The organism is Dolichospermum compactum NIES-806, from assembly GCF_002368115.1.
Taxonomy (GTDB): domain Bacteria; phylum Cyanobacteriota; class Cyanobacteriia; order Cyanobacteriales; family Nostocaceae; genus Dolichospermum; species Dolichospermum compactum.
On record NZ_AP018316.1, the window covers coordinates 733,717 to 749,394 of the forward strand.

General features: G+C 38.6%; 18 protein-coding genes and 1 tRNA gene. 6 read left to right on the forward strand and 13 right to left on the reverse strand.

From position 1 onward, the window contains the following. Positions 1 to 251 precede the first annotated feature (251 nt). Entirely contained in the window at positions 252 to 464 is a 213-nt protein-coding gene (locus CA730_RS03385) for a hypothetical protein (RefSeq protein ID WP_096663981.1), read from the forward strand. Positions 465 to 519: 55 nt separating this feature from the next. Here CA730_RS03385 and CA730_RS03390 read toward each other — a convergent pair whose 3' ends face one another. The 7 genes from CA730_RS03390 to CA730_RS03420 form a co-directional block, all read right to left on the reverse strand. Then, entirely contained in the window at positions 520 to 1,230 is a 711-nt protein-coding gene (locus CA730_RS03390; protein WP_231939963.1) for a DUF3153 domain-containing protein, read from the reverse strand. A 126-nt stretch (positions 1,231 to 1,356) separates the two neighbouring features. Continuing rightward, a complete protein-coding gene (locus CA730_RS03395; RefSeq protein ID WP_096663987.1) occupies positions 1,357 to 1,878 on the reverse strand; it encodes a tetratricopeptide repeat protein in 522 nt (173 codons plus the stop codon). A gap of 249 nt (positions 1,879 to 2,127) precedes the next feature. Continuing rightward, on the reverse strand, positions 2,128 to 3,024 hold the full coding sequence (gene argB, locus CA730_RS03400; protein WP_096663990.1) for an acetylglutamate kinase: 897 nt from the start codon (positions 3,022 to 3,024) through the stop codon (positions 2,128 to 2,130). Positions 3,025 to 3,193: 169 nt separating this feature from the next. After that, complete coding sequence (locus CA730_RS03405; RefSeq protein WP_096663993.1) at positions 3,194 to 4,237, reverse strand: FHA domain-containing protein; 1,044 nt, start codon at positions 4,235 to 4,237, stop codon at positions 3,194 to 3,196. Between the two features lie 162 nt (positions 4,238 to 4,399). Beyond that, positions 4,400 to 5,116 (reverse strand): 6-phosphogluconolactonase, encoded by a 717-nt coding sequence (pgl, locus tag CA730_RS03410; RefSeq protein ID WP_096663996.1) that lies wholly within the window; start codon positions 5,114 to 5,116, stop codon positions 4,400 to 4,402. A gap of 269 nt (positions 5,117 to 5,385) precedes the next feature. Then, positions 5,386 to 5,607: a hypothetical protein gene (locus CA730_RS03415; protein WP_096663999.1), complete on the reverse strand. Its 222-nt coding sequence runs from the start codon at positions 5,605 to 5,607 to the stop codon at positions 5,386 to 5,388. Then, a complete protein-coding gene (locus tag CA730_RS03420; RefSeq protein ID WP_096664001.1) occupies positions 5,608 to 7,296 on the reverse strand; it encodes a potassium channel family protein in 1,689 nt (562 codons plus the stop codon). Positions 7,297 to 7,480: 184 nt separating this feature from the next. Here CA730_RS03420 and CA730_RS03425 point away from each other — a divergent pair, with 184 nt between their 5' ends. Together CA730_RS03425 and CA730_RS03430 are read left to right on the forward strand one after the other, a co-directional pair. Continuing rightward, positions 7,481 to 7,705 (forward strand): helix-turn-helix domain-containing protein, encoded by a 225-nt coding sequence (locus tag CA730_RS03425; RefSeq protein WP_231939964.1) that lies wholly within the window; start codon positions 7,481 to 7,483, stop codon positions 7,703 to 7,705. Continuing rightward, a complete protein-coding gene (locus CA730_RS03430) occupies positions 7,686 to 8,132 on the forward strand; it encodes a hypothetical protein (protein ID WP_197705497.1) in 447 nt (148 codons plus the stop codon). Before CA730_RS03425 ends, CA730_RS03430 begins: the two co-directional genes overlap by 20 nt. Here CA730_RS03430 and CA730_RS03435 read toward each other — a convergent pair. The 5 genes from CA730_RS03435 to CA730_RS03455 form a co-directional block, all read right to left on the reverse strand. Then, positions 8,123 to 8,195 (reverse strand) — tRNA-Ala (locus CA730_RS03435). The genes CA730_RS03430 and CA730_RS03435 overlap by 10 nt on opposite strands. Before the next feature lie 45 nt (positions 8,196 to 8,240). Beyond that, the gene (locus CA730_RS03440; protein ID WP_096664004.1) at positions 8,241 to 8,969 is read right to left on the reverse strand and encodes an HAD family hydrolase; all 729 of its coding nucleotides are present in this window, start codon (positions 8,967 to 8,969) and stop codon (positions 8,241 to 8,243) included. Positions 8,970 to 9,127: 158 nt separating this feature from the next. Continuing rightward, the gene (locus CA730_RS03445) at positions 9,128 to 9,775 is read right to left on the reverse strand and encodes a DUF2834 domain-containing protein (protein ID WP_096664007.1); all 648 of its coding nucleotides are present in this window, start codon (positions 9,773 to 9,775) and stop codon (positions 9,128 to 9,130) included. Between the two features lie 13 nt (positions 9,776 to 9,788). Then, the gene (gene hrcA, locus CA730_RS03450) at positions 9,789 to 10,865 is read right to left on the reverse strand and encodes a heat-inducible transcriptional repressor HrcA (RefSeq protein ID WP_096664010.1); all 1,077 of its coding nucleotides are present in this window, start codon (positions 10,863 to 10,865) and stop codon (positions 9,789 to 9,791) included. Positions 10,866 to 11,250: 385 nt separating this feature from the next. Next, the gene (locus tag CA730_RS03455; RefSeq protein ID WP_096664013.1) at positions 11,251 to 11,610 is read right to left on the reverse strand and encodes a rhodanese-like domain-containing protein; all 360 of its coding nucleotides are present in this window, start codon (positions 11,608 to 11,610) and stop codon (positions 11,251 to 11,253) included. A gap of 30 nt (positions 11,611 to 11,640) precedes the next feature. On the opposite strand from CA730_RS03455, the gene CA730_RS03460 reads away from it, so the two are divergent. Then, a complete protein-coding gene (locus tag CA730_RS03460) occupies positions 11,641 to 13,359 on the forward strand; it encodes a DUF3352 domain-containing protein (RefSeq protein ID WP_096664016.1) in 1,719 nt (572 codons plus the stop codon). A 335-nt stretch (positions 13,360 to 13,694) separates the two neighbouring features. Next, a complete protein-coding gene (gene cysE, locus CA730_RS03465; protein WP_096664019.1) occupies positions 13,695 to 14,447 on the forward strand; it encodes a serine O-acetyltransferase in 753 nt (250 codons plus the stop codon). 111 nt (positions 14,448 to 14,558) lie between these two features. Here cysE and CA730_RS03470 read toward each other — a convergent pair whose 3' ends face one another. Continuing rightward, on the reverse strand, positions 14,559 to 15,140 hold the full coding sequence (locus tag CA730_RS03470; protein WP_096664022.1) for an Npun_F5749 family FMN-dependent PPOX-type flavoprotein: 582 nt from the start codon (positions 15,138 to 15,140) through the stop codon (positions 14,559 to 14,561). Between the two features lie 85 nt (positions 15,141 to 15,225). On the opposite strand from CA730_RS03470, the gene CA730_RS03475 reads away from it, so the two are divergent. Continuing rightward, complete coding sequence (locus CA730_RS03475) at positions 15,226 to 15,426, forward strand: hypothetical protein (protein WP_330221282.1); 201 nt, start codon at positions 15,226 to 15,228, stop codon at positions 15,424 to 15,426. Positions 15,427 to 15,678: the final 252 nt, after the last annotated feature.

Here is a 15,678-nt window from a genome sequence, read left to right on the forward strand (position 1 = left end):
GAAGAATTAAAAGATATAGGGTATGAAATTATTAACATTGAAAGTAATACAGGTGAAATACACAACGAAAATATCAAGGTTATTAGTTTAAAGAAATTACTTGATAAAACTTTTGAATGTAAATGGACTGACCCAAATTAAAACACATATACACTATCAAAAAATAACCCCATCCTGTAAATCCTTAAATCTTGGAAATCCTGATTCAGACAATATGCTATAATCTACCTAATGATTTAGGAGTTAAATCAATGCTACAAATCAATAAGAATTGTGTTTTATATCAAAATCAAAAACCAATTCCTGTACAAATTCCTATTACCGAATTTGAACAAATAGAAGAAATATTAGAAAATTATGGATTAGCAAAACTAATGGAAGAAGTAGAAACTGATAAAATTTTATCTAAAAATAAAGCTTTAAAATATTTAGAATTACTTAAAAATAACAATGTGGAAAGTTGAATATACAAAGTTGGGTTTTCTCAACCCAACTTTTTCAGGAAATATTCTGAATATCTTACAATTCCTTCACCGTTAACTGAATACTCGGACTTGGTAATAACGTATATCTCAGATATAATCCCAACCACACAAAACCGATAATCAACAAAGTCCCAATTCCCAGAAAATTCGGCAACCAAAACACTACTTCTACATGATTTATATCCCCTGCTTTAAGCTTCCATATTAGTTGATTACCATGCTTTTCTGGTTTGATAGCATTTTCATCATTTTGAATATTCTTGATTCCCCAAGGTGTCCGTAAGCTAAAGTCCAGATTGACAAGAGAACTACCACCTTCAGTCGTCAGCATAGCCAAAGAACGTAAATCTAAATCATAAACTAAATGATTTCTGGAGAATAGGAAAAAATTCCTATCTTCTGCAACTAAAGTAGAGGTAATATTTGCCAGTTCCGAACCATCACTATCCTCAGAGGTGCGAGTATTGAAAAAGCCAGTAAATTTTTCTTGTAATTCCTTCGCACTGGTAAAGGGAATTTTAACAATAATTTCTGATGCTGAAACTCTCTCTATCGAACCAGCTAATGTTCGCGCTCGATTTTCTAAAGTTTTTAACCATTCAGAGAGATAATCACCACTAAAAATAGTAATTTTTTCTGATAACTGAATATACTGTATTAATTCACCATTATTTGTGCTGTTAAAGTTCACCCTTAAATCATACTTAACACAACCAGATAATAGTAATGAAGAAAATATTACCATAAATACAATAGGTTTTATTTTGGTAAATTTTCCAATTTTGCTAATTAAAGAAAACACAGATTTTATTAAATGTGATATAATCTTGATGGAAGTGAATACATTCATGAGTAAATTTCTCCTGATTTACTAAAAACTTAACCAAACTAAATAGAAAATTATCAAACCAACAGAAATTAAACCTACCCAAACGAAATTATTGTCTTTAGTATTGACCGTACTCAAGTCAATGTATTCTCGTTCTACAGGTTTTGGTTTAGATGTGGATTTTTGCGGTTGGGAAGTGACAATTATTTTGGATTTGTTATCAGAAACTATACCAAAATCAGGAATTTCTGTCATCCATTCTTTTGGTCTGTTCAGTTTGGGAGCTTTTAAAATATAGAGTAGGCGCTTTGCTTGTTGACGAATTTCATAATGGGGATGACGACCGAGTTGTTGACAAAGATTTATCGCTTCTTCGGAACGTCCCGCAGCTTCATAAGCATTCACCAACCAAATTTCTACTTCCCCAGCAAACCGGGTATTTTTTCCTAATAGGGTGCTGGCTTTTTCTAAACTTTCTACAGATTCCCGATATTGACCATTTTCAAAAGCAGTTATCCCAATTTGGAAACACGATTTAGCGAGTTCTAAATTTTCTGTAGTCATTGGTCATTAGTCAGTTGTTGGTTTTTATTCAATAGCTTGAATGGCTTATCTGTTAGTTTCTACACCCACCCGGAACTTAAGTTCCGGGCTAATAGCTAAAGTAAACTAAAGTTTACTAAACAATTTTAAAATTTTTGGGCTATGTTTAGTCATCTTTAGATGACTTGAGCTATTAGACAGGGAATTGATTCCCTGGCGGGCTATGGGTTTTACTAAATTAATTTTGCTGTAATTTGTCCCCAATCCCGATTATTGTTTCGACTGATGAGAACCCAGAATCATTGTTCCAATCCCCACATCTGTAAATACTTCTAACAATAAGGCATGAGGAATGCGTCCATCAATTATATGTGAAGCTTTGACTCCTTGAGCAAGCGATCGCACACAACAATTCACTTTAGGAATCATCCCCCCACTGACTATACCATCAGCAATTAATTGCCGCGCCTCCCGAATATCTACTTTCGGAATTAAGGTAGAAGGGTCTTTATAATCTTTTAAAATTCCTCTGGTATCAGTTAGCAAAATTAACTTTTCTGCTCCCAAAGCTGCGGCTATTTCCCCCGCCACCGTATCAGCGTTAATATTATAAGCCTGTCCAGTCTCATCCGCCGCCACACTGGAAACCACCGGAATATAGCCATTACTAGCAAGTGTTTCTAAAATTTTGATATTGACATTACTCACTTCCCCCACAAAACCAATCCCTTCATCACCTTGAGGACGAGCCGTAATTAAGTTACCATCCTTACCACAAAGCCCTACAGCCATTCCCCCAGCTTGGTTAATCAAAGCCACAATTTCCTTATTCACCCGCCCAACCAACACCATTTCTACTACATCCATTGTTGGTGCATCGGTTACGCGCAAACCATTTTTAAACTGTGCTTCAATTCCTAATTTACCCAACCAACTATTAATTTCTGGACCACCACCATGCACTAAAATCGGTCGTAAGCCCACACAAGATAAGAACACCACATCACGGATCACTTTATCTTTGAGGGAGCTATCCTTCATCGCTGCGCCACCGTATTTAACCACAACGGTACGACCAGCGAATTGTTGAATGTAAGGTAGTGCTTCGCTGAGAATTTCTACGCGATTAGCTTCAGCTTGCCTGATATATTCTGTATCATTAATCATGTTATTACCCAAGTTGCTAGTTATATAGTTTATGGGATAACTAGCAACAAGAGTTAATAACCTGTTGTGATGATAGCAGGGGCAGGGGAGCAAGGGAGAATATTTTTCTCTTACCTCTTACCTCTTTCCTCTTACCTCTTCACTGTCACCTGTTCCCTGTTCCCTGTTCTTAAGAAAGTTGAAACAAGAAAGTAACTAAATCTCCCTTACCCAAGCTGATGCGATCGCCTGGACGGAGGCGATGTCTGTTACCTGGTAATAAAGGTAAGTTATTAATGTAAGTACCATTAGAACTACCTGCATCCTCAATATAACAAGCATCTCCCTCAATCCGAATATCTGCATGAATCCGCGAAACAATCTCGGAATTTGCAAATCCAGAAACATCTATATCTGGGGGAACACGATCATTAGGCTTACCAATATGCACAACCGAGAGATTTTGTGGTAATTCTATTTCCTGATTAGCTTGAACATGGAATAACCGTGCCACTATCTGTTGTAATTGAGTATTTGCCACTTTTCCTGATGGTGCGACTGGGGTAACTTCAGGAATAGATATAGGATCTATCTGGGGTACATAAGCAGGAGGAATATAAGGCTCAGATTCGGGTACTACAGCTATAGCCACAGGTTCAGGAGTCAATACAGGCGGAATATAAACTTCCGGTTCAGGTGCTACAGGTGCAGGTGGAGGAGTCAGCACAGGCGGAATATAAACTTCCGGTTCAGGTGCTACAGGTGCAGGTACAGAAGGAACATAAACAGCTTGTTCCTGAACTACAGCCACAGGTTCAGGTGTAGGTGCAGGTGGAGGAGTCAGTACAGGCGGAATATAAACTTCTGGTTCTGGCGTTACAGGTACAGGTGCAGAAGGAATATAAACAGCTTGTTCCTGAACTACAGCTACAGGTGCAGATACGGTCGGATTAGCTGGTGGCGCAATTTCCAACACATCAGGCTGTAACAGTTGCATCATTAAGTCAGGAGCGACCACTGGCGCTGATACAGGATTAACAGCAACTCTTGGGGCGACTGCGGGAGTAACGCCAAAATGGAGATTGTAACCGCACTGACCACAGAAAGCGGCATCTGATTGTACAGTTGCTCCACAATTAGGACAACTAGCTGTAGCTGGTAACGGCGTATAGCAAGCTTCACATTGAACAGCGCCGTCTGGGTTAGGATGATTGCAATTAGGGCAGACGATCATGGATTTAAGCCTTAGTGAAGGTCGTTGTAAAAATATTACTGACAAGCACATAAGTAACTTTAGCTAGTGATGCTAAAAATTACTTACAGTGAGAACAGGTTGATCATTGGTGATGATTCTTCATCATCTCAATCAACCAAATCTCAAAAATCATAGTCAATGCTAGAGTTCCAAACCAGCCGCTGCGTCTAGCAACCAGTAGAGTTCTCCTTGGGGACGAATTAACCGTGATGGATAGGCGAAATCATCCGCTACCGGTGCAAAAATTTGGGCTAAAGCCGGTCTTTTATTAGCACCAGCAGCCAGAAAAATCACACTGCGAGCCGCGTTAATAAAGGGGTAAGTAAAAGTGATGCGAAGATTATCATCTTTATTACCAACTGTAACTAAGCGATCGCTCACCTTGAGAGCTTCCGTGTAGGGAAACAAAGATGCAGTATGGGCATCATCACCCATTCCCAGTAAAACTACATCTAATGCTGGGAACTCTCCCGATGCCGAATTAAAAAATGTTTGCAGATGCTGGTTATACTTAGCTGCATCTACCTCTGGGTTAGCAGATAAAGTAGGGATAGCATGAATATTCCCCTGGGGAATAGCCACCTGATCTAACCATGCACGTCGCGCCATCAGTTCATTGCTATCAGGATGATCGGCTGGCACATAACGCTCATCTCCCCAGAATACATGAATTTTATCCCAGGGCAACTTTTGATTAGCTATCGCCTCATACAAAGGTTTTGGTGTGCTGCCACCTGATAAAGCAATTGTAAATTGCCCCCGTTTGCTAATAGCAGTTTCTGCTTTCGACAGTATCAATTCTAGCGCCCGTTGAACGAGTGCCGATACACTGGAATGGACTTCAACAGTTTTGTTCATGGCATTATCATTACATAGCTTGTTTCTTGGCAATACCATAGCGAACATCTGACAATTTTCCGGTTTAACCCTAGAAACTTTTAATATCATCAGGTTAAGCCTAAGCTAATGCGTAGCCTAGCCATAAAATATCGTCCTCTACCTTCTTTACCATCATTTTTAGTCAGTTGTCAGTAGTCAGTTGTACTAATCGGAGTTCGGAGTTCGGAGTTCGGAGTTCGGAGTTCGGAGTTCAGGAGTTCGGAGTTCGGAGTTCGGAGTTCAGGAGTTCAGGAGGAAGAATAGTTTTCACCAATTCCCAATTCCCAATTCCCAATTCCCAATTCCCAATTCCCAATTCCCAATTCCCAATTCCCAATTCCCAATTCCCAATTCCCAATTCCCAATTCCCAATTCCCAATTCCCAATTCCCAATCAAGTGTTGACTTGGCGCTGAGAATCTGATATTGTAGTCCTAATAAGGAAGAACTACCATCAAATAAAAAAATCAACTAAACCCCAATACCCTTTCCTTCTTCTCGCCATAACTGATTTAACCTATTAGCGGGCATAGTTAAATACAGCACATCTCCAGGAGCGAGAATTGTTTCCAGTAAATCCCAGCCTTGTACAGTTTCATGGTTGATTTCCACATACAAAGGCACAAAATCCGCAAACTTAGCCACATCCTTCACCCACTCATCACAAAAAGGGTGTATTGGTGTAATAGTAGTTGCAAAAGCTACCCATAAATTATCAGCAATAATGCCATTACCAATAATCCTACCACCGAGAGCAGCCGCAGCAAAAGCCGGAGCAGCGAGTTCAGCCGGGCTAAATACAGCCTCAAAATCAAATACCTGTTGTGCTATACCAGCAAAATCAGGATCAGCATAGTTAACAATTACAGGAATCGTCGGCGCTAAAGACTTAGCTTTGAGGGCAATTTCCAAATTAGTCGCATCATTATTAGTAACAGCTAAAACTGCGGTAGCAGTGTTAATATTACTTGCCTGTAAAGTAGCCCGAAAACTGGCATCAGCAAGAATAACCGGAATACTCATCCCTCTAGCAGTAGTCACATACCTATTATTAGCATCCGTTTCAATTACAACTACTTCATGGCCACTCAGGTGCAATTGTTGAACAATTCTAATGCCAATACCGCTTAAACCACAAACAATATAATGATGATGTTGAGGAATTCTTGCCGCATCCAAAAATTGTTTTAAGCGACTACCCAGGATAAAATCCGTCAGCATCGCGTACCAAATCCCAATGACCGCAGCCCCAATTAGCATAATCACAATAGTAAATAATTTAATGCTGTCTGGTGCATTTTCGACCACCTTATCATTACCACCAGCCCCCGTAATCATGCCAACAGCAAAATATAAAGCATCAATAAAAGAGATACTATGTTTATTAGCAACATAGGTAAAAGTGGATATTAAAATAATTACGAATAAAGCAATTGCCATGCCCACAACTGATTGGGCGTGTTTCTGAAACTCCCGAATATTGGCAAAGACTTTTACCAATTTTCTGACTAATGATTTACGTTGGGGACGAATGCGAGGTTGAGTACCAATAATTAAGCGATCGCCTACTCTTAATTGTTGTTCCAAAAGCACCGCAGATACTAAATTTAGCTTGCCTTCCACAGCCACATAATAAATCAGCATCCTTGTGGGATCTTCCCATAAATCACTAATTTTTCTTCCTTTCCAGGGATGATTTTCGTGGATATATTCCTCTTGAATTGGCCAAATTTGCTCAAGTAACTTAATTTGACCAATAGCCTTATTCCCCAAAGCCGCAAAAGTAAATACAGGTGCTGCCAAACCCACAACACTCATACTTAAATGATTGGACAAAGTTTGATCAAGACGTTCACCTAAATTCGTATTATAAAACCGATTAATAATCCGAATTTGGGGATTAAGCACCCGTGCCTGCATCATAATTGATAAATTCAAGGCATCATCAGAAGTTGCAATTACCAAAGTATGTGCTTCTGTAATTCCTGCCGCTTGCAAAGTAGAAGCTGCGTGTAACTCACCAACAATTACATTAGCAGCCGATTCACCAGAAACCGGTTTGCGATGAATACCTACTACCAAAGCCCCCTGTTGTCTGAGTAAGCGAAAGATTTTATATCCGGTACGTCCTAATCCACAAACAATAATTCGAGGTTTCATAAAACCGCAACATAATTTTTATATAAAGGGCTACATATCAGTTATCAAGAAAAGCATCACCGACTCAGAATTGAATTCAAGAATCCTTATTGTTGCTTAATTTGTGGCAAAATAACTGTAACTGAACACACGATATTTATCTCCAGGAAATTTAAAATTAAAAAACATTACGGGGTTAAGTATTGTGCTTAATCCCGTAATGTTTTGTGGCGACGGAGAAAGACAAAGGGAGGTAGCAGCAAAACTGGGTAAATCAGTCCGAACAGTCTGCAGACTGGTTAAAAAATGGGAAGAACAAGGTTTAGCCGGACTGCAAACCACTCAACGTACTGACAAAGGTAAACACCGCATTGATTCTCAGTGGCAAAAGGTCATCATCAATACATATAATGGATGTACTTCAGACTAAATCTACGGAAATATTGGCTCAATTTGCTCCCCAAAATCCTGCTGAAACTCAACCAGAGAAAGGTAAAAAGACTAAAAAAGGAAAAAAATCTCCAACTTCAGATAGCGATTGCGCGGAGCGCACGCTACGCGAACGCAATATATCAAAAAACTTATTCGATGCTTACAGTAATACAGAAGATAATTTAACTCGTTGTGCCATTAGTTATTTACTCAAAAATGGCTGTAAAATTAGCAATAAAATAGAAAATCTCGATAAATTCGTTCAACTTCGCCGCAAAGTAGAAATCCAAATTCAACGTCTCACAGAAAAATTAGCCGCTCGAATCCCCAAAGGACGAGATTTAACCGACACCATAAGATTAGAAACTCTTTTTAATGCCACTCAGACCGTCCCTGAAAGTGACAAAAGTGCAAATGGAGAATAGGAGACTCGAACCCCTGACCTCTGCGGTGCGATCGCAGCGCTCTACCAACTGAGCTAATTCCCCTTGTAAGTGCCAAAAAACTGCCGACTCTGACATACATATTATATGTTAGCACTCAGGAACAATAGATTTCACATCTTTTTCCGAAAAAACTTCCTGTACCCGTTGTAAATCCAAATCAATCAGATAATCAATCGTCCAACTAGCTTGACGTTGTAGCATATGGAAAGGGTAAGTATTCGCTACTCCCACTACTTGCATTTGAGCGCGTTTAGCTGCCTGTATACCTGCCGGAGTATGTTCAATCACTAAACACTCATCAGGTTGGATATCTAATTCTGGATATGCCTGATTTAGCCTGTCAACCGCAAGCAAATAACCTTCGGGGTTAGGTTTATTGCTGCTGATATCATCTCCAGACACAATCACAGGAAAGTATTCAGCTAATTTAGCAGATGTCAATACCATTCCTATCTCTAGGGATAAAGCATCACTAACTAACGCCATTTTGAGATGACGGGAACGAATCTGAAAAATCACATCTTCAATTCCCGAATACAAAGGCAATTTTTCCAGCTTCTCCAATTCCAACATATAAGCTTGAGCTTTGCGGGTGAGTAACTGCATCATATAAGCTTCCGTCACCACCCTACCACGACTTTTTAACAGATTTTGCAGATACGCGCGAGAACCTGTCCCTAAAAAGGCTTGACGTTCCTGCACCCGTTGAGGTTGGAGATTTTCCTGTACAAGAATCTCATCTATCAATTGGATATGGATTAGTCCATCTTTAATAATGACACCATTAAAATCAAATAAAACTGCCTTTAAACTCATAGTGCAAACTGGAAACAATCCTCCAGATTATTATTATTCATTTTGGTATCCAGGAAAAGATGACCAGAGTAAATTACCGGAATACATTCAAGATTAACCCATTTTTGGAGATATAGGTTGACAGAATGATAATTCAGAGTTAGAGGACTATTGGCCTCTCAACTCCCTATTTTATTTTCTATCTCCACAGGTGGACGCACACACAAATAAATCAAAGCTCCAAATAAAGGCATTGCAAATAACCAAAATAATTGATTACCTTTCCAACCTCGTCGCGTCATATCATCTCCTAATAATGTGGGAAACAATAGACTCAACATCACAAAATCTAAACTCATCACATGAATAAACCTGCTATTTTGCCATTGTTGGACAAAATCACCCCAATTTCCTTGTAAACTAGATGCAAATAAAAGTGCCGCACCTATAGTTAATAAAATTCCCAAAATGCGGGAATCTAGGATTTTCAGAAATAAATTTTTTTCACCAATAAACTTTTGATTGGGTTCTCGTAAAGCTAAATATGGTAAAAGCGTAAATGCACCTAAGGCAAAAGCACCACTAGCAAATGGCCAAGCCGGGATTTTTTGACCTCTACCATCAAAAAAGACTACTGCACTATATATAAAAGGCCAAATTCCCATGATATTAAATAAAGATATAATCAGAGGATTAATGCCTTGCCAATTGCCTGTAGAGAGGTTTTTAATTAACTCAAAAGTATCAGGCTGTTCGGGAGGAGCAAAGAAAAAGGCATAGGAAACAAATCCTAGCCATAATAGACCAAAAGTGATTTTTCTCAACATGAATTTAGGGAAATTAACTAAAAGCTTCCGAGAGATAATCTGCTGCTGCTGCAACTACAGCGATCGCACTCTCATAGTCTAACCTAGTTGGACCCAAAACCCCCACACTTCCCACAGGCACAGAACCCCGCCGATAAATAGCCGAAATCAAAGTACAAGTCCGAATTGGTTTAAGAGGATTTTCTGTGCCAATCCGCACCGTTACCTTAGACTTATTAGCATCATCCATTTCTGCATCCTCACAAATTAAATGCCAAAGTTGGTCTTGTTCCTCTTCCAACAATTGCATAATTGTCTGTACCTGCTGTATCTGGGAAAACTCTGGTTGTCGTAAAACCTCTCCAATCCCTCGTACCATAATTTGTGTAGTTGTTGGTGCTAGAGCGCGGTGAGTCAACTCCACCAAAGAACTTTTTAATAATTCACCATAGACTCTAAACTCCTGATCCAATTCACTCCAATCAAGATAGCCTATTTCTAATAAACTCTGTCCTCTTAAATGAGTATTCAAAAAGTTAGAAACAATCTGCAACTGATGATCAATTACCTCCGCTTCCGGTTTATTTTCTGAATTCTCTAAAAATAAATCCATCACCTTAGAATGGGTTTCATAACTATCCGTCACCACAATTAACATAATCCGCTTCGATTCAATTTGCACCAGTTGCAAATGTCTTAACTTTGCCGTCGTGGTTTGCGGCATCGTAATTAAAGTAATACAACCGCTTAATGTTGCTAAAATTTGGGCAGCACCTTGCAACAAAGCCTCTAAACTCCAATCTTCCCAATGCAGATGTTTTTGTAATGCGGTTTCTACCTCCTTCGCTAAAGTTTCTGATGGTTTAATTAATTGATCAACATAAATACGATAACCAGAATCAGAAGGAATTCTCCCCGCAGAAGTATGTGGTTGATAAAGTAACCCTGATTTTTCCAAAACACCCATCACACTGCGAATTGTAGCCGAGCTAACACCCAAATCAAATCCTTCAATTAGAGCCTTAGAGCCAACAGGTTCTGCTGTGGTAATATAATGACGTACAGTTGCAGAAAGTATATTTTGTTGCCGATTAGTCAGATGAACTTGCATAAGTGATTTTTTTACTGAAGGCAAATCTTAATCAAAATTCAAAAAAAATGCGGTTTTCACCACAAAAACGGAAAAAAGAATTAATTATTAATTAAAGTAAGATAGCAGATTATATACTTATATTGTATTAATTAAACACAAAATTTACCTTCAACATTTATTTGCTGCATTTGTCATTACTACACACCTGAAACCCAAAAAAGAAGATTAATTTCTCTCTTTTTCAGTATTATCTCATAGTCCAACAACCTAAGCTGTGGTTTTAGTCACAAAATATTACTTTCTATTGATCAAAATTTTGACAGCACCAGTAGAGGAGAGAGGCGGGATTTTCTTGTTTATTCCTTCTGAATCCTGGGCGCAGACCCTGCGCCCCTACTATTCCCTAATATTGCGGCACAGAAGGATCAACTAGAATCGAATAAGCGGAAATCCCACCCTTAATATTTTTAACATTGGTGAATCCTTGAGTAACTAGCCACTGACACATCTGAGCCGAACGGATACCATGATGACAGAGAACCAGAGTTTCTGCATGAACATCAAAGCGGACAGATACTTGCTGACTCCATTGCTCATATTCACTTAGAGGAAGATTGACAAAACCTTCTAGCCGTGATATTGCAATTTCCTGGGGTTCACGCACATCTATTAACTGAAGCGTTCCTTCATTATTTTCAAGCCGTTTGGCTAGTTCCTCAACAGTAATTTCGGAAAAGGGTTGATCAAATGATGTATTTGTCATGCAGTTTTTCTAAAAAATCCTATACTATTCATGTTTGCAGAAAAGCTAGAAAATATAAAGAATGTGAACAGTCAATACTTAACAAAAAATATTAAACTTGGTTTCATTATAGCTGGCATAATCACGCTTGTATTAGTTTGCGTAGCTAAATTTTCCTGGTTTGCGGAAAAAAGTCCAGTTAGTCTTGTAGTTCGCAACTCTCAACCCGCTGCGGCTATATTTGTTCCCAAGTCCTCACCAGCAATGGTATCATTATTGGTCAATCCCGACGGTTTACAGAAAATAGTACCAAAAGGAGAATTTTCTCAACTCAAAAATCGTCTACTAGCAAAAAGTAATATAGATTATTCAAGTGATATTAAACCCTGGTTGGGTAATGAAATTACCCTAGCTACAACTACCATAGATATAGACCGTGATCCAGATAACGGACTACAAACCGGGTATTTAATAGCACTTGCCAGTGCAAAACCAGAGAAAAGCCGTGAGTTTTTGGAATTGTTATTTTCTCAACGGGCTTTTAGTGGGACTAATTTAGGAATTGAACGTTACAAAGGTGTCAAATTTATTTATGATAATCCCGAATATTCACCAGACGTAAACATCCAAAATCCAAAATCCAAAATCCAAAATAATTTAGCTGGTGCGGTTGTTAATAATTTTGTTTTACTGGCTAATCATCCTCAAGTTATCAAAGAAGCAATTAATAATTTACAAGCACCAGATCTAAACTTAATTAGTTCTCTAGAATATCAAAAAGCTACCCAACAAATCTCTAAAAATGCCGTAGCGGTAACTTTCTTGAATTTACCCGAAGTTGGTAAATGGCAAGGATTAGAATTAGCAGAATCAACTTATAATAGCCAAATTCTCTCTTTCGTTTTCAACTCCCAAGGATTGCTCACAGAAAGTACATTTTTAACAAATTCCCAGATTGTACCTTCATCATCACCACTATCTCAACCTGTGGGAGCATTACAGTATATTCCAGAATCAACAGCTTTAGCGATCGCCGGCACAAATTTGAGTAAACTAGATAATAGTAATGTATTGAAACTGTGGAAACAAGTAACAGCAAGCATTTACGGTTCTAGTGAAGATGGTACTGCCCGATTACTACAACCCTTAGCAAAAATCCAACACAATTGGAATTTAAACTTTAGCGCAGATATTTTCAATTGGGTAACGGGAGAATATGCTTTAGCCTTATTACCCACTTCAGAAAATACAACTCCTCATTGGTTATTTATCAGCGAAAAAACCCCAGAACTAACAGCAGGAATCACACATTTAAATAATATTGCCACCAGAAGTGGTTTAAACGTTAGTTCCCTAACATTAGATCAACAAAAAATATCAGCTTGGACAAAAATTACAGCCACAACTGAAAATAACACATCCATAAATTTTGACACAAAAATTAAAGGAGTGCATACAACCTTAGACAATTATGAAATTTTCAGTTCCGACTTAAAAACCCTCAAAACAGTTTTGAGTCACAAACAAAAATCTCTCCTCGAAAATCCCCAATTTCAAAACAGTATTGCCACAATTCCCCAACCCAACCAAGGGTATATTTATCTAGACTGGGAAAATAGTCAAAATCTTCTAAAACACCAACTACCTTTGCTTAAGCTTGCAGAAGTGTTAGGTAAGCCACTTTTTGATAATTTAAAATCCCTGACAGTAAGTAGTTATAGTAGCGAACCAGGAACACTCAAAGGTGGAGTATTCTTACAACTGCATTAAACATCAGAATCATGTGGTTATCGAGCGTAGTCGAGATAATATCCATAATTAAAGGATAAACAAAATGAATAAGTAGGTTGGCGTTGAAAATTGTCGTTATAGCAAGGCAAGAGTAAAGAAGGTTTCAGCGATTTTACGTTTTTTTACACAGTTTGGTTTTATTGTGTCCACCTACTTAGCAATACAGTTAGGTTAAGAAAACATAAGTTGGGTTGAGCGATATTTTGCATAATTCTTATGAAAATAAGGATTTTATGACCAATCACCAATCACCAATTACCAAGTCACGATAATATGGGAGAGTAGCTTGTTGTGCTATCAAGGGTACTATCTCAATGTTCTCTAGACTCCGTGCCGATTTTCGCATTATTTTTGAACGTGACCCCGCAGCCCGGAATTGGTTGGAGGTTTTGTTTTGTTATCCAGGTTTGCAAGCCCTAGTATTTCACCGCTTTGCACACTGGTTGCGTCGTCTTGGTCTTCCCTTTTTCCCCCGCTTGATTTCTCACATTGCCCGGTTTTTAACAGGTGTAGAAATTCATCCAGGGGCGGCAATTGGTAAAGGCGTATTTATTGATCACGGAATGGGAGTAGTAATTGGGGAAACAGCCATTATCGGCAACTACGCGCTGATTTATCAAGGTGTTACCTTGGGGGGAACAGGTAAAGAAAGCGGTAAACGTCACCCCACATTAGGCGAAAATGTCGTTGTTGGTGCCGGTGCAAAAGTATTAGGAAATATCGAAATTGGTGATAATGTCCGCATTGGTGCAGGTTCAGTGGTATTGAGAGATGTACCATCTAGTTGTACCGTTGTCGGTGTCCCTGGACGCATTATCTACCGTTCTGGAGTCCGCGTTGCACCATTAGAACACAGTAATTTACCAGATTCAGAAGCCCAAGTAATTCGCACCTTAGTTGACCGCATTGAAGCCTTAGAAGAACAAATTCAAGCTTTGCAAACTTCCTCAAAAACTCCGGTTTTGGTTGGTAAATTCTTTCCAGAAGATGAATTACCAAAAGAACACAATTTTTGTAATATCAGAGATAAACAGATTCAGGAATTCTTTGATGGTGCGGGAATTTAGGAAGTTAAACAGTGAACACTAAAGATACAAAGATGCCTTTTCCCAAATTCTTGTAGAGACGTTCCATGGAACGTCTCTACATTGTTTATCGAATATCTCTAGTAATTAAAATTAAGGGTTTATTGCTTCTGTCAACCATTCTTGACTTTCATCAAGTTGATAAATACTTCTATTTTGTGGTTCACCCCGCAATTGTAAATGATCTACTTTTACTGGTTCAAGTAATAATAAACAAAAATTTTCTAATGGCTGAATATTGTCTGGTGCTGGTGGTGTAAAAGCTTCTGGTGTTTGTATTCTCATGTTGCCCGGAATAGGCCAAGCAAATTGTAACATAGCTGCATCACTCAATTCTTGCCACATTTTGATTCTCGCAGGTTGTAAATGTGGGTGAGAATCAGCACTTATTAATATTAATTCTCCAGTAATCCGAAATTGTTCTCTGCTGTTGGGAAAATACCAGCAAATTTCGGCTGCTGAATGTTTTGATATTTGTTCAGCTTTTTCACTACGAATATCGGTAATAAATTTTAGCTGGTTGGTATCGTCTAGAAAGCCGCGAAACACGACGGTACGATTAGCAGGAAAACCATTTTCCCGCACTGTTGCCAGTTGCACATAGCGGGCATAAACGAGGCTGCGGTTACGATGTAGGGCGCGGGTAATAAGACTTCGCCAAGGTGCTAGGGACATTTTTAATTAATACCAATCAGTGAAAAATTAAACAAATTACAGTATTACACAGATAGCCTACTTTCCTAAACCTATAGGTAAAACTTTGAGACTTTACTATCCTGGCAATTCACCTGATTTGAGTCCAGAAGCAGAAGCAGCTTTTGAACAAGAAGGGATTAGTTTGTGGAAACAACTGCAAAAAGAACTTGCACCTAATTATGAAGTTATCTATTTCAGTGAGCAATTAAATCAAGTTGTAACTAATACAAATGAATTGGCATCTTTACTTGCTATCTCTGCTTGATGAATAGTCAACGCAAAAATTACACAAACAGCACTATTACATAGATAGCCCATTCCGCGAAAACTGACAGGTAAAACTATGAGATTCTATTACCCTGATAATGCACTGTCAGGGTCTTATACTTAACCTAAAGACAAAAATATAGTTATAATTGACACAGACTCAGCTATAGCGCAAAGTGGGAAAATTTTCAATCTTTAATCCTAAATCTACTTGGCGTATAGTCATAGTTTGTCCACAAGCAATCATACT

What these genes read in the sequence shown, in the direction of transcription:
- CA730_RS03420 (WP_096664001.1), bottom strand. Translation starts at nt 7,296, where the DNA reads ATGAAACCTCGAATTATTGTTTGTGGATTAGGACGTACCGGATATAAA.
- hrcA (WP_096664010.1), bottom strand. Translation starts at nt 10,865, where the DNA reads ATGCAAGTTCATCTGACTAATCGGCAACAAAATATACTTTCTGCAACT.
- CA730_RS03430 (WP_197705497.1), top strand. Translation starts at nt 7,686, where the DNA reads ATGGATGTACTTCAGACTAAATCTACGGAAATATTGGCTCAATTTGCT.
- CA730_RS03440 (WP_096664004.1), bottom strand. Translation starts at nt 8,969, where the DNA reads ATGAGTTTAAAGGCAGTTTTATTTGATTTTAATGGTGTCATTATTAAA.
- CA730_RS03470 (WP_096664022.1), bottom strand. Translation starts at nt 15,140, where the DNA reads ATGTCCCTAGCACCTTGGCGAAGTCTTATTACCCGCGCCCTACATCGT.
- CA730_RS03390 (WP_231939963.1), bottom strand. Translation starts at nt 1,230, where the DNA reads ATGGTAATATTTTCTTCATTACTATTATCTGGTTGTGTTAAGTATGAT.
- CA730_RS03455 (WP_096664013.1), bottom strand. Translation starts at nt 11,610, where the DNA reads ATGACAAATACATCATTTGATCAACCCTTTTCCGAAATTACTGTTGAG.
- CA730_RS03385 (WP_096663981.1), top strand. Translation starts at nt 252, where the DNA reads ATGCTACAAATCAATAAGAATTGTGTTTTATATCAAAATCAAAAACCA.
- argB (WP_096663990.1), bottom strand. Translation starts at nt 3,024, where the DNA reads ATGATTAATGATACAGAATATATCAGGCAAGCTGAAGCTAATCGCGTA.
- CA730_RS03405 (WP_096663993.1), bottom strand. Translation starts at nt 4,237, where the DNA reads ATGATCGTCTGCCCTAATTGCAATCATCCTAACCCAGACGGCGCTGTT.
- CA730_RS03395 (WP_096663987.1), bottom strand. Translation starts at nt 1,878, where the DNA reads ATGACTACAGAAAATTTAGAACTCGCTAAATCGTGTTTCCAAATTGGG.
- CA730_RS03460 (WP_096664016.1), top strand. Translation starts at nt 11,641, where the DNA reads ATGTTTGCAGAAAAGCTAGAAAATATAAAGAATGTGAACAGTCAATAC.
- cysE (WP_096664019.1), top strand. Translation starts at nt 13,695, where the DNA reads ATGTTCTCTAGACTCCGTGCCGATTTTCGCATTATTTTTGAACGTGAC.
- pgl (WP_096663996.1), bottom strand. Translation starts at nt 5,116, where the DNA reads ATGAACAAAACTGTTGAAGTCCATTCCAGTGTATCGGCACTCGTTCAA.
- CA730_RS03445 (WP_096664007.1), bottom strand. Translation starts at nt 9,775, where the DNA reads ATGTTGAGAAAAATCACTTTTGGTCTATTATGGCTAGGATTTGTTTCC.